General features: G+C 70.3%; 12 protein-coding genes. 8 read left to right on the top strand and 4 right to left on the bottom strand.

The window, feature by feature from the left end; translation table 11 throughout:
* Positions 1–12: 12 nt before the first annotated feature.
* The 5 genes from leuS to holA all read left to right on the top strand — a co-directional run bounded on the left by leuS (position 13) and on the right by holA (position 8,785).
* On the top strand, positions 13–2,523 hold the full coding sequence (gene leuS / locus Q9R22_RS09040; protein ID WP_131332963.1) for a leucine--tRNA ligase: 2,511 nt from the start codon (positions 13–15) through the stop codon (positions 2,521–2,523).
* Between the two features lie 83 nt (positions 2,524–2,606).
* Positions 2,607–3,590: a DegV family protein gene (locus Q9R22_RS09035; RefSeq protein WP_239318408.1), complete on the top strand. Its 984-nt coding sequence runs from the start codon at positions 2,607–2,609 to the stop codon at positions 3,588–3,590.
* A 356-nt stretch (positions 3,591–3,946) separates the two neighbouring features.
* Positions 3,947–4,906: a ComEA family DNA-binding protein gene (locus tag Q9R22_RS09030; RefSeq protein WP_165489792.1), complete on the top strand. Its 960-nt coding sequence runs from the start codon at positions 3,947–3,949 to the stop codon at positions 4,904–4,906.
* A 338-nt stretch (positions 4,907–5,244) separates the two neighbouring features.
* Positions 5,245–7,620, top strand: a complete 2,376-nt coding sequence (locus Q9R22_RS09025) for a ComEC/Rec2 family competence protein (protein ID WP_131332960.1) — start codon at positions 5,245–5,247, stop codon at positions 7,618–7,620.
* A gap of 163 nt (positions 7,621–7,783) precedes the next feature.
* A complete protein-coding gene (gene holA / locus Q9R22_RS09020) occupies positions 7,784–8,785 on the top strand; it encodes a DNA polymerase III subunit delta (protein WP_131332959.1) in 1,002 nt (333 codons plus the stop codon).
* Between the two features lie 118 nt (positions 8,786–8,903).
* On the opposite strand, the gene rpsT is transcribed toward holA, so the two are convergent.
* Both rpsT and Q9R22_RS09010 read right to left on the bottom strand, forming a co-directional pair.
* Positions 8,904–9,164, bottom strand: coding sequence for a 30S ribosomal protein S20 (rpsT, locus tag Q9R22_RS09015; protein ID WP_035961892.1), 261 nt, complete (start codon positions 9,162–9,164; stop codon positions 8,904–8,906).
* A 165-nt stretch (positions 9,165–9,329) separates the two neighbouring features.
* Entirely contained in the window at positions 9,330–9,914 is a 585-nt protein-coding gene (locus Q9R22_RS09010) for a type II toxin-antitoxin system PemK/MazF family toxin (RefSeq protein ID WP_131332958.1), read from the bottom strand.
* A gap of 81 nt (positions 9,915–9,995) precedes the next feature.
* Here Q9R22_RS09010 and lepA point away from each other — a divergent pair, with 81 nt between their 5' ends.
* Entirely contained in the window at positions 9,996–11,852 is a 1,857-nt protein-coding gene (lepA, locus tag Q9R22_RS09005) for a translation elongation factor 4 (RefSeq protein ID WP_131332957.1), read from the top strand.
* Positions 11,852–13,096: a radical SAM family heme chaperone HemW gene (hemW, locus tag Q9R22_RS09000; protein ID WP_131332956.1), complete on the top strand. Its 1,245-nt coding sequence runs from the start codon at positions 11,852–11,854 to the stop codon at positions 13,094–13,096. Before lepA ends, hemW begins: the two co-directional genes overlap by 1 nt.
* A gap of 5 nt (positions 13,097–13,101) precedes the next feature.
* Here the strand turns inward: hemW and Q9R22_RS08995 are convergent, their stop codons facing one another.
* Complete coding sequence (locus Q9R22_RS08995; protein WP_242670416.1) at positions 13,102–13,533, bottom strand: DUF4870 domain-containing protein; 432 nt, start codon at positions 13,531–13,533, stop codon at positions 13,102–13,104.
* Between the two features lie 213 nt (positions 13,534–13,746).
* Complete coding sequence (locus tag Q9R22_RS08990) at positions 13,747–14,625, bottom strand: DUF3097 family protein (protein WP_085106033.1); 879 nt, start codon at positions 14,623–14,625, stop codon at positions 13,747–13,749.
* A 163-nt stretch (positions 14,626–14,788) separates the two neighbouring features.
* On the opposite strand from Q9R22_RS08990, the gene hrcA reads away from it, so the two are divergent.
* On the top strand, positions 14,789–15,811 hold the full coding sequence (gene hrcA, locus Q9R22_RS08985; RefSeq protein WP_131332955.1) for a heat-inducible transcriptional repressor HrcA: 1,023 nt from the start codon (positions 14,789–14,791) through the stop codon (positions 15,809–15,811).
* The last annotated feature ends 8 nt before the right edge of the window (positions 15,812–15,819 follow it).

Raw genomic sequence — 15,819 nt, 5'->3', positions numbered from 1 at the left:
AAGGCGAGGCACGTGAGCGAGCACAGCACCCCGGATGCGGGCACGGACTACGACGTCCAGCGCATCGAGGCCACCTGGTCCGGCTACTGGGAGGACAACCGGGTCTTCGCGCCCCGGGACGACGGTTCCGCTCCCCGGCGTTACGTCCTGGACATGTTCCCCTACCCCTCGGGGGACCTGCATATGGGCCACGCGGAGGCGTTCGCCATGGGGGACGTCGTCTCCCGCTACTGGCTGCACCGCGGGTACGATGTGATGCACCCGATCGGCTGGGACTCCTTCGGCCTGCCGGCGGAGAACGCCGCCATCAAGCGTGACGCCCATCCCGCGGAGTGGACCTACCGCAACATCGACACCCAGCGCGCCTCGTTCAAGCGCTACGCGATCAGCGTGGACTGGGACCGGGAGATCCACACGTCCGACCCCGAGTACTACCGCTGGACGCAGTGGCTGTTCCTGCAGTTCTACAAGCACGGGTTGGCGTACCGGAAGGACTCCCCGGTCAACTGGTGCCCCAAGGACCAGACGGTGCTCGCCAACGAGCAAGTGGTCAACGGTGCGTGCGAGCGCTGCCACACCCCTGTGACCAAGAAGTCCCTGAACCAGTGGTATTTCAAGATCACCGACTACGCCCAGCGCTTGCTGGACGACATGGGTGAGCTGGAGGGCCACTGGCCCGAGCGCGTGCTGGCCATGCAGCGCAACTGGATCGGGCGTTCCGAGGGCGCGCACGTGAAGTTCGTGATCGAGGGCGCCCCCGCCGAGGGCGCGGACCCCGAGGACACCTCCGGGCGTACCGTCACCGTGTTCACGACCCGCCCGGACACCCTCCACGGCGCCACGTTCTGCGTGGTCGCCGCGGACGCCGCGATCGCCCAGGAGATCGTGGCCCCCGAACACGCCGACGCGCTCGCCGCGTACCGGGAGGACGTCAAGGCACTGTCGGACATCGAGCGTCAGGCCTCCGACCGGGAGAAGACCGGTGTGTTCCTGGGCCGCTACGCGGTCAACCCCCTCACGGGCGAGAAGCTGCCGGTGTGGGCCTCGGACTACGTCCTGGCTGATTACGGCACCGGCGTGATCATGGCGGTGCCCGCCCACGACCAGCGGGACCTGGACTTCGCCCGGGCCTTCGACCTGCCCGTGCGCGCGGTCCTGGACACCGGCGAGGAGGACCCCGCGAGCACGGGGGTCGCCACCACCGGTGACGGCACCCTGATCAACTCCGGACCGCTGAACGGGCTGTCCAAGGCGGAGGCGGTGGCCAAGGCCATCGAGATCGTCACTGAGGCCGGGACCGGCGAGCATCACGTGAACTTCCGACTGCGGGACTGGTTGCTGTCCCGGCAGCGGTTCTGGGGTGCACCGATTCCCATCGTGCACTGCCCCTCGTGCGGTGAAGTGCCCGTGCCCGAGGACCAGCTGCCCGTGCGGCTGCCCGAGGACCTGCGCGGTGAGCAACTCGCGCCCAAGGGCAGGAGCCCGCTCGCAGCGGCGTCGGACTGGGTCACCGTGGCGTGCCCCGCGTGCGGCGGGCAGGCCACGCGCGACACCGACACCATGGACACGTTCGTGGACTCCTCGTGGTACTACCTGCGCTACGCGTCCCCGCACGACGACGCTGCGCCGTTCGACCGCGCCGAGGTGGACCGGTGGCTGCCCGTGGACCAGTACGTGGGCGGTGTGGAGCACGCGATCCTGCACCTGCTGTACTCGCGGTTCTTCACCAAGGCGCTCTACGACTTCGGGTTGATCGGGTTCCAGGAGCCGTTCAAGGCGCTGCTGAACCAGGGTCAGGTGCTCAACGGGGGCAAGGCCATGTCCAAGTCCTTGGGCAACGGCGTGGACCTGGGTGAGCAGCTGGACGAGTTCGGCGTGGACGCCGTGCGCCTGACCATGGTCTTCGCGTCACCGCCCGAGGACGACGTGGACTGGGCGGACGTGTCCCCGCAGGGCGCCCAGAAGTTCCTGGCCCGCGCGTGGCGCCTCGCGAAGGACTGCACGGCCGCCCGGGACGCGGACGTGACCACCGGGGACCAGGCGCTGCGCCGTGCGACCCACAAGACGGTCGCGGACGCCGAACAGCTGCTCGACGCGCACAAGTTCAACGTGGTGATCGCCCGGACCATGGAGCTCGTGAACACCGTGCGCAAGGCCATCGACGCGGGCTGCGGTCCGGCCGATCCCGCCGTGCGCGAGGCCACCGAGGCCGTGGCGATCCTGCTGAGCCTCGTGGCGCCATACACCTCCGAGGACATGTGGCACCTGCTCGGGCACGAGGACTCCGTGGTGCGCGCCCCGTGGCCCACCGTGGATCCCGCGCTGCTCGTGGAGGACACCGTCACCGCGATCGTGCAGATCAAGGGCAAGGTCCGTGACCGGTTGCAGGTCCCCGCGGACATCACCGACGAGGACCTCGAGGCCGCGGCCATGGGATCGGAGGCCGTCCAGCGCCTGCTGTCCGAGGCCACGGTGCGCAAGGTCATCGTGCGCGCCCCCAAGCTCGTGAACATCGTGGTCTGATGTTCTCGCGCGAGCCCCGGAGCCCGTCCCCCCGTTCCACCGAGCGGGAGGGCGGGCTCCGCCCGTGCGGAGATGCGGCCTCTATGTCTGTCGGCGCGCCGTCAGCGTCCCCGTCTGCGTCCGCTTCCGCGTCCTCGGGGGACGACGACGCCGCGCCGCCCCGCGTCGCCGTCGTCACCGACAGCGCCGCCGCCCTGCCGGACTCCTGGCTCCGCGCGTTCGAGGACGCACCGGGCTTCGCGCTCGTGGACATGCCCGTGCTGATCTCCGGTCAGCTCTACACGGCCTGTGAATCCGACACCCTGTCCTCGCTCGTCGTTGCGCTCGCGGAGGGCACACCCGTGACCACGTCCCGGCCGGCCCCGGGGCAGCTGCGTGCCGCGTACCGGCGGTTCGAGGAGGAGGGGTACGACGCCATCGTCTCGGTGCACCTGTCGGGGGAGCTGTCCGGGACGGTGGGCGCCGCCCGGATTGCTCGCCAGGACATCGGGATCCCCGTGCGGATCGTCGACACCGCGAGCGCCGGTCTGGGGCAGGGTCTGGGGGTGCGCGCGGCACTACGGGCAGTGGCGTCGGGCGCGGGGATCGACGACGTCGCTGCGGCCGCATGTGAGACCGCCGCCCAGGCACAGGTACTGATTCAGGTGCGCTCGCTGGAAACCCTGCGCCGGGGTGGACGGGTGAATCCGACCACGGCGATGGTCGGTTCCATGTTCCAGCTCAAACCGCTGCTGAGCATGGCCGAAGGCAAGATCGTGACCGTGGAGCGGCCGGTGTCCTTGTCGCGGGCTAAGGCGCGATTCATGGTGCTGGCGGGGGAGGCTCTGGCCCACGCAGAGACCGACCGGCCGGTGTTGTGTATCCACCACGTCGCGGACCCGCACGGGGCGCGCGAGATCGGTGAGGTGCTCATGGATCGCTACCGCCCGGACGCGGAGCTCGTGATCAGTGACCTGCCCCCGGTGCTCAGCGCGCACGTGGGGCTCGGAACGAAGGCCGCGGTGATCGAGGGCCCCACGTCCCGGCCCGTGTGGCACGGCGGGCGGGCTGCACAACCGCACCCCTGATCCGCGTGTCGCCCGAGTAATCCACCGGTGGCGTCGCGCACCCACGAGCCCTGTCGCCCGTGCGGTGGGGTGGGCGCATGAGCGGAATCGATTTCAGGGGACGGCGCCGGTTCCGGGACAGTGAGGCCACGGAGCGGTTGACGGCGCTCTTGCGGGAAGACCGGCAGTCGGGTGCGGGGCTGCCATGGGCGGAGCCAGGGCCCGATCGGAATGGTGATGTGGCCGGCCGTGGTGCGACGGGTCGCCGTGCTGCTGGCCATAATGAAAAGGGCGCCGATCTGGCTCCGGACGGTGGTGCTGAACCGGCCGACGACGCCGCCGATGGTGCCACCGGTCCGTCGCTCAACGCAGACCCGGTGTCCGAGCACTCCCGGCATCGCGAGGACGTCGTGGTCCGTCGGCACATTGCTCGCCCCGCGCTGGTAGCACTGTGCGCCGTGCTGTTGGTGGCCCTCGGGATCGGGGGCTGGAACCTGCTCCCCGATGGACAGGGGGACGACGTCGTCACCTCCACTTCCGTGAAATCGGAGGGAGCCGTCGCCGGTGCGGATGGTGCGGGGGCAGATGAGGGTTCCGACCGCGCTGACGCCGCCCGTGAGGGCACTGAAGCCACCGGCCGGGACGACACAGCACCTCACGGGGTGTCCGGATCCGCGACGTCCTCAGGGCTCGTCGGGGGAGCCGGAGCCGGTTCAGCGGGCGACGGTACCGCCTCCGCCGAAGAAGCCGGGGTGCTCACGGTCCACGTGATCGGGGAGGTCAAGGACCCATCCGTGGTGACGCTGTCCCCGGGTGCGCGCGTCATGGATGCGGTGGCGGCAGCCGGTGGATTCACGAAGGGTGCGGTGAAGGACCGGATCAACCTGGCGCAGCCCGTGAGCGACGGCGACCAGATCACGATTCCCAATGCGGAGAACGTCGATCGGGTGGCCGAGGCTGCCGCGCAGGGCGGTTCCGTGAATGGCGCCGGGACCGGTGCCCCGGCCGAGGGAGCAGCGAACAGCGCCAGCATTAAGACTGGAGTGAGCGGTAGTGCTTCCGAGGGTGGCGCGGCCACGGGAGGTTCATCGTCCGGATCAGGCGCTGCGGCTAAGGCGGGTGGTGCGGCCGCCCTGCCCGGCGGCGCCCCGGTCAACCTCAACACGGCCTCGCAAGCGGAGCTCGAGACCCTGCCTCGCGTGGGACCGGTCCTCGCACAGCGGATCGTGGAGTTCCGCACCCAGCACGGCCCGTTCACCTCCGCGGAACAGCTCGACGACGTCAGCGGGGTGGGTCCCGCCATGCTGGAGGCACTGCTACCACTGGTCACGGTGTGAGCGTGCGATGGGACCTGCGCCTGGTCCCGGTTGCCATCACCGCGTGGGTGTGCGGATCGCTGACACTACGTGCCGGGTGGACCGTGGGGGCCGTGGGGGCTCTCGGCTGCGTCCTGGTCTTCGGCCTCGCGTGGTGCGCACCCGCTCTTCTCGACCGGTCTCGCATCCGGCGGGCGAACCGCGGGCCACGAGGGAAAGCGCCCGCCTCGGCACAACGCAGCTGTCCGCCGGCCGGGCAGCCGAGCCGCGCGCGATCCTGGACGCATGCGTCGGACGCGCACGGAGGTTCCTCCTCCCATGGATGCCCGCGGCCATCATCCAGCGAGTCCCGCGCCCGGATGAGGTCCCTCCCGCCCAGCCTGGCTGTTCTGGCGGGGGTCGTGGCGCTGAGCGCCGCCGCGGCCATCACGACGGCGCTCGCCGCCACCGCACCGTCCCGCGACTTCCTGGCCGAGCATCCTCCCGGTTCCGTGGTCCGCGTCAACGCCACGGTCACCGGGATGCCCCGCGAATACACGGGCTCACCGGCGCCAGGGGAGCAGGAGGCATCGCGCGGCGTCGTCGTACCCCTGGCCGTCCACGCCGCGGACGGGAAGGCCGCAACCGCCGAACTCACGGTGTTCGCCGCCCACCCCGGGTGGGACGGCCTGCGCGACGGGGACACCGTCAACGCTGTGGTGAACGTGACACGCACCGCGGACCCGGCGCGGCTCACTGCCCGGGCCACCTCCCCACCCACCGGATGCGATCACGGCTGCCGGGGAGCCCGGCCCGGACTGCTGGACACCGTGCGCGCGAACCTGACCCGGGTGTCCGGACGGTTCGGTGCAGTGAGCGCCGGGTTGATCCCCGGCATGACCGTGGGAGACACCTCCCAGCTGCCCGAGGCGCTGGCGCAGAGCATGAAGGACACCGGACTGACCCACCTCACGGCCGTCTCCGGGTCCAATTGCACCGTGGTGATGACCCTGACCGGGTACGCCGCCCTGACCCTGGGCGCGGGGCGGCGACTGTGCGTGGGTATCGGGCTCGCCGCGCTCGCCGGGTTCGTGCTGCTCGTGGGCCCCGACCCCTCCGTCCTGCGCGCCGGCGTCATGGGTGCACTCGGCGGGGCCGCCATGCTCAGCGGCCGCGCCGGCGTCAGCCTCAATGCCCTGTGCGTCGCCGTCACCGGCCTGGTGCTCGTACAACCGCCCCTCGCCATCGATTTCGGCTTCATCCTCTCCGTCCTCGCGACCGCCGGCATCGTCGTGAGCGCCCGCCCCGTGACCCGCGTCCTCGCCTCCCGGATCCCCACAGCGCTCGCCGCGTGCATAGCCGTGCCCCTCGTCGCCCAACTGTGGTGCGGGCCCGCCCTGCTCGTGCTCAACCCTGCTCTGCCCCTGTACTCGTTGCCCGCCAACATGGCCGCCGCCCCTCTCGTTCCCGTGGTCACCGTCGCCGGTCTTCTTGCAGTATGCGTCCTGCTCGCGGGGCACCTGGCCTCACCCGCTCTGAGCTGGCTGCTCCCCGGCGCCCACGACGCCGCGGCGCTCGCCGGCTGGGAGCGCGCCGCCTCCCTGCCCGTGGGCGCCGCCTCGGTTCCCGCGCGGGTCATTGCGTGGCTCGCGGACGGTTTCGCCGCCCTGCCCGGCGCGCAGCTGCCCTGGCCGGGCGGTGTCCCGGGGATTGTCATCCTCACCGCGGTCACACTGCTGTTCCTCGGCATCCTGCACGGGGTGGACCACCGCCTGCGTCAGGCACCACCCATCGCGGGCACGGTCGACGCCTCATCGGCCCCGCCGCCCGAGCCCGATGCCGTATGGCGCGTTCGCGCGCGCAGGCTACGGGTAAGACGTCGCGTGCTCGCGGTGATCGCGTCCCTCGCGGTGGTCGTGTTGGTCGTCCTGGGTGCGGTGTGGTGGTTCCGACCGGCGCCCGCGTGGGAGTCCGTGGTGTGCGACGTCGGGCAGGGAGATGCCGTGCTGCACCGCACCGGGGAGCACAGCGCGGTGCTCGTGGATGGCGGGCCCGACCCCAGGGCTCTGCGTCGCTGTCTCGACCAGGCGGGCATCACGCACCTGGACGCGGTGATCGCCACGCACAACCACGACGACCACGTGGCCGGCCTGGAGGGGCTCTCCGATGCGGTGGATGTGGAGCGGGTGTGGTACTCCACGGCCGGGACGGAGCTACCACGCGAACTGGCACCGCTCGCGGAGAAGGCCGAGCAGCCTGCGCCCGGGGCACGACTAACCGCCGGACCGCTCACGGTCGAGGTACTCGCCCCGCGGGTCACGCCTACTGCAACGGGCGGAATCCCGCGCGCTCCCGTGCACAGCCGGGTGAGTTCGGAGGACGAGAACAATGCGTCCCTCGTCCTGCTCATCACCCGCACCGCTGACCAGGGGACCACCACCTGGTTGACCGCGGGGGACCTCGAAGCCGATGGGTACCGAGCGGCCACCAGGCTCCTGCCAATAGCAGCCGCCCCACACGCAGATGTGTTGAAGGTCTCCCACCACGGCGCGCGCAACGGTGGGACCGACATCATCAGGGACTCAGATCCCGCCCTGGCGGTGATCTCGGTGGGGGAGGGCAACAGCTACGGCCATCCCCACCCCGCAACCGTGGCGGCCCTGCAGGAGACCGGGGCGGCGGTGGTGCGCACGGACCTCAGCGGTTCGTTGTGGATCCGCAAGGAAGGGAATCAGCTCGTGGTCTCGACACGGTGACCGCGCGTCAAGCCACTGGGTGCACCGGGTTCGTCGCGTGTGGCTCACGTTTCTTGTTCCAATGCCTCACCCGTCCACACCGGGCCACGGCATGTCCCCACCCGGCGCTAGCATGAGGACCACAGCGGCGCCCTCCCATGCCGCGCGCACCTGAGGAGTTCCGATGCCCCCAGCCCGTCGCAAGGCCGCCGCGCCGCCGCAGACCTCGTGGCGGGACGTCACCCCGCAGCCGCTCGTGCTGGCCTCCGGCTCCGACGAGTACATCCTGCAGCGCATCAAGGACTCCCTGCGGGACCAGACCCGGGAGCAGCGAGGGTCGTGCGAGGTCACGGACATCTCCGCCGCCGACTACGAGAGCGGGAGCTTGGCCGTGGTCACGAGCCCCTCCCTGTTCGACGACCCCAAACTCGTGTGCGTCCACGACCTCGCGAGCATGCACGAGAACCTCCTCGCGGACGGCCTGTCGTACGTGGCCAACCCGGACCCGGACGTGACCGTGCTGTGGGAGCACTCCGGGGGTAACCGCGGCAAGAAACTACTGGACGCTCTCAAGGAGTCGGCGCTCGTCCTCGATTGCACGCCGCCCAAATCGGACCGCGACAAGACGGCCTTCGTCCTAGCCGAGTTCCGCGCGCACGGCAAACGCATCGAGCCGGACGCCGCCCGCGCCCTCGCCGCGGCCGTGGGCACGAGCACCGCGGAGCTCGCCGCCGCGTGCGCGCAGTTGATCGCGGACGGCCCGCTCACGGTGGATCACGACCTCGTGGAGAAGTACTACGGCGGGCGCGTGGAGGTCACCGCGTTCCGCGTCGCGGACGCCGCGGTGGCCGGTAACGCGGATCAGGCCCTGAAGCTGTGGCGGCAAGCCGTGGACGTGGGAGTGGACCCGGTCCCCATGGTCGCCGCGCTGGGCTCCAAGATGCGGTTGATCGCGCTGACCGCAGGATCCCGCGGGGGAGCGGGAGCACTTGCGCGGGACGTGGGCGCGGCGCCGTGGCAAGTGGAGCGCGCGCAGAACGAGGCCCGCCGGTTCACCGCCGGGGACGTGGCCGCCGCCCTGCAGGCCGTGGCCGAGGCCGACGCCCAGGTCAAGGGTGCGTCCCGGTCCCCGTACTTCGCGGTGGAGCGGGCGATCACCGTGATCGCGACGTCCGGTCACCACTGAGGGGCCATCTCCGAGGGTCACCATTGCGATCCCGGAAGACCCGGGGAAAGACTGCGGGCCCGGCACCGAGAAACGGTGCCGGGCCCGCAGGCGTCCTGTGCGGACGGGGTCAGTCGATTCAGATCTTGGCGACCTTCTTGGCCAGACCGGACTTCTTGTTGGCCGCGGTGTTCTTGTGCAGCACACCCTTGGACACGGCCTTGTCGAGCTTGCGAGACGCGTTGCGCAGCGTCTCGGTCGCAGCTTCCTTGTTGCCGGACTCGACCGCGGCGTCCACCTTGCGGATCAGGGTCTTGAGCTCGGACTTGTAAGAGTTGTTGCGCAGGCGAGCCTTCTCGTTGGTGAGGATGCGCTTCTTCTGCGACTTGATGTTGGCCACGTGTAACTCCTAGAACGTTTGCGGAAGTAGGTCAGTGAGGGCTCACGGATGGTCATCGACTGAGTTGTGAGAGTGGGGATGCTCGGTGGCAACCATCCGCTGTGCCCGACGACCAGCGCGGACACACAGCGATCCACTTTAGCAGATCGCCGGCCGCGGCGCCGGTCAGTGGCGGGCGCGGGTGGCGAGCTCCGCGGCCACCGCGTCGAAGCGTGAGCGGGCGAGCACCGCGCCCTCCCGGCGCACGTCCTCGGGGCGCACGGGGATGATCCGGTCGATCCGGGCCTCGGACGGGCGGCCCGAGCGGTCCCAGTCGCCGGTTCCCACGTCCACGAAGTCGGGATCGTCGTGGGTCGCGGTGTCGTGGTCCTTGGAGGTGAGCATCACGCACAGCACGTACTCCCCGGCGCGGTCCACGATCAGCACGGGACGGTCCTTGCCGCGTGAGTGGTCCTCCTCGTAGGGTACCCAGGTCCACACGACCTCGCCCGGATCGGGGCGACCATCCGGGTGGGGGTCGTAGTGCGGGGTCACCGGCCCCGTCCAGTCACCGGGGTAGAGCCGGGAGGTGCCGGCGGGCGACGTCGTCGTCCCCGGCGCGGCGGCCCGATCGCGGCGCGCGTGCCCGGAGGCGTCCCGGGGCAACGGCGCGCGGCCGGCGTCTCGCCGCCCGCGCAGGGTCCGCGAGACCCGCTGGTACATCCGGTAGGCCCGCAGGCCCTGGCGCGCGAGGCGCATGAAGTCAGCCATGTGCTCATCGTAGGGGCAGCGGTTCGTCCGTTGCCGCGGAACGTGGGAAACTGGGGAGTCATCCGATCGAAAGGACCGCCCGTGTCACCGTTGGCCGTCAATCCACCGGTTCCCGCCTCGACCGACCCCTCGGTGATCAGGAACTTCTGCATCATCGCCCACATCGACCACGGCAAGTCCACCCTCGCGGACCGGATGCTGCAGGCCACGGGCGTGGTGACGCCCCGGCAGATGAAGGCCCAGTACCTGGACCGCATGGACATCGAACGCGAACGCGGGATCACCATCAAGTCCCAGGCGGTGCGGATGCCGTGGAACGTGGACGGCACGGACTACGCGCTGAACATGATCGACACGCCCGGGCACGTGGACTTCACGTACGAGGTCTCCCGGTCCCTGGCCGCGTGCGAGGCCACGATCCTGCTCGTGGACGCCGCCCAGGGGATCGAGGCGCAGACGCTGGCCAACCTGTACCTCGCGATCGAGAACGACCTCACGATCATCCCGGTGCTCAACAAGATCGACCTGCCGGCCGCGCAGCCGGAGAAGTACGCTACTGAACTCGCCAATCTGATCGGCGTGGAACCCGAGGACGTGCTCAAGGTCTCGGGCAAGACCGGTGAGGGCGTCGAGGAGCTGCTGGACACGATCGTGCGCCAGGTCCCGGCGCCCCAGGGGGTCAAGGACGCGCCGTCGCGTGCCATGATCTTCGACTCGGTGTACGACACCTACCGCGGCGTGGTGACCTATGTGCGCGTGGTGGACGGGACGCTGTCCCCGCGAGAGCGGATCCAGATGATGTCCACCGGGGCCACCCACGAGCTGCTCGAACTCGGTGTGATCTCCCCGGAGCCGGTGCCCTCGCAGGGGCTGAGCGTGGGGGAGGTGGGCTATCTGATCACGGGCGTGAAGGACGTCCGCCAGTCCCGCGTGGGTGACACGGTCACGGGCCAGACCAAGCCCGCGCAGCAGTCCCTGGGTGGGTACGAGGACCCCAAGCCCATGGTGTTCTCGGGACTGTTCCCCGTGGAGGGTTCGGACTACCCCGTGCTGCGGGACGCCCTCGAGAAGCTCCAGCTCAACGACGCCGCCCTGGTGTACGAACCCGAGACCTCCGCCGCGTTGGGCTTCGGCTTCCGTTGCGGTTTCCTGGGGCTGCTGCACCTGGAGATCACCCGCGACCGGCTCGAACGCGAATTCAACCTGGACCTGATCTCCACCGCGCCGTCCGTGTCCTACAACGTGACGCTCGAGGACAACTCGGAGGAGCAGGTTACTAACCCGTCCGAGTTCCCGGAGGGGCGGATCCTGGAGATCCGCGAACCCATGGTCTCGGCCACCATCCTGGTGCCGTCCGAGTTCATCGGCGCGGTCATGGAACTGTGCCAGTCCAAGCGCGGTGAGATGAAGGGGATGGACTACCTCTCCGAGGACCGCGTGGAGCTGCGCTACCGGTTGCCGCTCGCGGAGATCGTCTTCGACTTCTTCGACCAGCTCAAGTCCAAGACCCGGGGCTACGCGTCCCTGGACTGGAAGGCGGACGGCGAGCAGGCCGCGGATCTCGTGAAGGTGGACATCCTCCTGCAGGGCGAGCAGGTGGACGCGTTCAGCGCGATCACCCACAAGGACAAGGCGTACTCGTACGGTGTGCTCATGACGGGCAAGCTGCAGAAGCTCATCCCGCGTCAGCAGTACGAGGTCCCCATCCAGGCCGCGATCGGTTCCCGGATCATCGCGCGCGAGAACATCCGCGCGATCCGTAAGGACGTGCTCTCCAAGTGCTACGGCGGTGACATCTCCCGTAAGCGCAAACTGCTCGAGAAGCAGAAGGAGGGCAAGAAGCGCATGAAGATGGTGGGCCGCGTGGAGGTCCCCCAGGAGGCCTTCGTGGCCGCGCTGTCCTCGGACGAGGACACCGGGAAGGACAAGAAGAAGTAATGCCCGCCCAACCGGAGGGTGATCCCGCACCCCGGGACGGCGCGCTCCCCGCGGCATCGGTCGCCCGTGCCACCGATCGCACCCTGAGCCTGTACGTCCACGTCCCGTTCTGCGCGGTGCGCTGCGGGTACTGCGACTTCAACACCTACACCATGGACCAGCTCGGGGACGGCGTCTCCCAGCGCGACTACCACGCCGACGCCGCCGCGGAGGTCCGCTTCGCCCGGTCCGTGCTCGACGCCGCCGGGGCACCGCCGCGCGCGCTGCACAGCGTGTTCTTCGGCGGGGGTACGCCCACCCTTCTGCCCGCCCGGGAGCTCGCGCTCATGCTGGAGCAGGCCCGGGAGAGCTTCGGGCTGGCCCCGGACGCCGAGGTCACCGTGGAGGCCAACCCCGACTCGGTGAGCGAGGAGACGTTCGACGTGCTCGCCGCGGCCGGGGTTACCCGGGTGTCCTTCGGGATGCAGTCCGCGGTGCCCCACGTGCTGCGCGTGCTGGAACGCACGCACACGCCGGCGAACGTCCCGCGCGCCGTCGGCTGGGCCAAGGACCGCGGACTGGGCGCGAGCGTGGACCTGATCTACGGTACGCCGGGGGAGAGCGTGGCCGACTGGCGCACCTCGTTGGAGGCCGCGCTGGCCATGGACCCCGACCACGTCTCCGCGTACTCCCTGATCATCGAGGACGGCACCAAGCTGGCCGCCCAGATCCGCCGCGGTGAGGTGCCGGACGTGGATCCGGACGACCAGGCGGAGAAGTACACGCTCGCGGACGCGCTGCTGCGCGAGGCCGGGTTCGAGTGGTACGAGGTGTCCAACTGGTCCCGCGCGGCCCACGGGCGCAGCGCGGTGCAGAACCGCAGCGGGCACAACCTCGCGTACTGGCGCAATCAGGACTGGTGGGGGATCGGCCCGGGGGCGCACTCACACAGTGACGGCGTGCGCTGGTGGAACCTCAAGCACCCGTTGCCCTACACGGCCGCCGTGCGCCGGGGTGACTCACCGGCCGTGGGCCGCGAGACCTTGGATGGCGAGACGCAGTACGTGGAACACGTGATGCTCGGGATCAGGATCCGTGAGGGACTCCCGCTCGAGGGGCTGCGCCCGGAGGGGCGGCACGCGGTGGCCGGATTGATCGCCGACGGCTGGCTGGACGGCGCCGCCGCCCTCCGCGGGTCCGCGGTCCTCACGGACGCGGGGCGTCTGATGGCCGACGCCGTGACGCGCCGCTTGCTCGACTGGTGACCGTGTCAGGAGTTGCGGGCCGCGAACGTGTCGTAGAGGTGGGTGTTGAACCGGTACTGGTGCGGTTCGCCGCGGTTGACCTTCACGCCCGCGCGCACGGAGGTGATGGCCAGGAACAGCCAGGTCACGGCGGCGATGACCGAGAAGAGCCATCCGATGAACGGGATGAGTGAGAGCACGATGCCCACGAGGATCACCAGGGTGGGCAGCATGGTGTAGTTGGCGGCTTCCCGGGATTCCTGAGCGGTGAAGGGACCACGGTCCTTGAACACCCGGTGGATCATGTAGCTGGGCAGTACGCCCACCACGCCACCCAGGTGGGCGAGGGTGGCCCACTGCCGGTCCTGGGACACGTCCAGGGGTTGCGCCACGGGGGCCACGGACTCGAACGGAGTCTCGGCGGAGCGAGTGGAGGGGGAGGGAGCAGCGTCAGTCACGAGCGGGTGTGCCTTTCACGGGCGGTAGCCATCCGGGTCGGAGGACGCCGGTGCTCCCATCCTACGGTCGTTCCCGCGTGGCTCGCGCCGGACGACGACGCCAGGCGTCACCCACGCTGGGGGTTACCGCTAACGCGGGTCACCGAAGCCGTGGACCACCGGCTGCGAGCGCCGTCGACGTCGTGGGTCGCCGCAGGTCAGGCGCAGCCCGGGTCAGGAATCGGCGGCGTCCGGGGCGGTGAGGAAGTCGATGAGCTCCTCCACGCGGCCCAGCAGGGCCGGTTCGAGGTCTGCGTACGTGTTCACTCGTGCAAGGATCGCCTGCCACGCCCGCCCCACGTCCTGGGGTGTGCGGTGCGGTAGGCCCAGCGCGCGTGCCATCCCGGTCTTCCAATCCACCCCGCGCGGGATCACGGGCCACTCCCGGATCCCCAGGGCGCTGGGCTTCACGGCCTGCCAGATGTCCACGTAGGGGTGTCCGAGGATGAGCACGTTGTCCCGGGCACCCGGGACCGCGAGCGCCTCCTGGGCGATCCTGGACTCCTTGGAGCCCGCGACCAGGTGGTCCACGAGGATCCCGAGCCGACGCTGCGGGCCGGGGTGGAACTCGGCGATGGCTGAGGGGAGGTCGTCGATCCCGTGCAGGGGTTCCACCACGGTGCCCTCGACCGCGAGGTCGTGGCCCCACACCTTGGCCACGAGCTCGGCGTCGTGGTACCCCTCGACCCACACACGCGACTCCTTGGCCACGGACGCGCGCAGGTTCTCGACCTCGACCGACCCCGAACGCGTGATCCGGGGCTTGGCCGGGGCGCTGCGGGTCTCGGGCGGGCCCAGCCGCACGGGTTCGCCGTCCAGGAGGAAGCCCGGGCCCAGGGGGAAGGACTTCACGCGCCCGTGCCGGTCCTCCAGACCCACCACGCGCATCCCGCCGATGGTCTCCACGCCCACGACGGCGCCCACCCACCCGGTCTCCACGTCTTCGAGCACCATGTCCCGGGCCACGGGGACGTCCCGGGAGACGGCACCGGTGCGGGCGACGTCGGGACTGCCTAGGTCCTGGGGACCCCAGGACCAGCCGGATGCGTTCACGGGCGACTCCTCGACGTCGTGCCGCGGCGCGAGCGCGCCGCCGGGCAGGCGAATCAGCCGCGAGCGTATCAAAATCGGCCCCTGACCCACGGGCCCGGGACTGCCAGGATTAGCACTGTGAACTCTTGAGTGCCAGAATTACCAGCAACGGGAGGTGAGACACATGGAGCATCCGCGCCGAGCGCAGATCCTGCGCGCCATCGTGGAGGACTACGTCCATTCGCGTGAACCCGTGGGGTCCAAGGCGCTCGTGGAACGCCACCGCCTACCCGTCTCCTCCGCCACGGTGCGCAACGACATGGCCGCCCTCGAGGAGGACGGGCTGATCGTGGCCCCGCACACGAGCTCGGGGCGGATCCCCACGGACCGAGGTTACCGCGAGTTCGTCAACCAGATCGCAGCCCTGGAGCCCCTCACCTCCGCCCAGCGCCGCGCGATCCAGGTGTTCATGGACGGTGCCCAGGACCTGGACGACATCATGGAGCGCACCGTGCGCCTGCTCGCCCAGCTCACCCACCAGGTGGCCGTGATCCAGTATCCCGTGCGCACCGGGATCACCGTGCGCCACGTGGAACTCGTGGACGTGGGGGACGCCCGCGTACTCGTGATCCTGATCCCCACCACCGGACGCGTGGCCCAACGCACCGTGGAACTGCCCGTCACCCTGACCGAGGCCCAGCTGCTGGAGCTGCGCGCCCACGTGCTCGCACGCCTGCTCGGCACGCCCGTGGAAGACGTCCCCGACGCCGCCGTGACCCTGCCCCCGGCCCTGCCCGAGGAACTGCGCGACGCCGGGACCGCGGTGACCGGGGCGCTCGCGGTGCTCGCAGCGGTGTCGGACGAACACCGCCTGGTGATGGCCGGGACCGCGAACCTCGCGCGCTTCAGCGGGGACTTCCCGCAGAGCATCTCCCCGGTGCTCGAGGCGCTTGAGGAACAAGTGGCCATGCTGCGATTGTTGTCCGAGATGCAGCAGGACGAACGCGGGGTCGCGGTGCGCATCGGCTCCGACCACAGCGACGACCCCCTGGCGGAGGCGTCCGTGGTGGCCACGGGTTACGGTCCGCACGCCGCGTCCAAGGTGGGAGTCGTGGGGCCCACACGCATGGACTACCCCACGACCATGGCCTCCGTGCGCGCGGTGGCCCGCTACCTGTCCAAGAACCTGGGGGCTGAGCGCACGTGAGCGCCGCC

The sequence above is a fragment of the Kocuria sp. PD6 genome (assembly GCF_031844145.1).
GTDB lineage: Bacteria > Actinomycetota > Actinomycetes > Actinomycetales > Micrococcaceae > Kocuria > Kocuria marina.
This window is presented reverse-complemented; position numbering and strand designations above follow the sequence as displayed.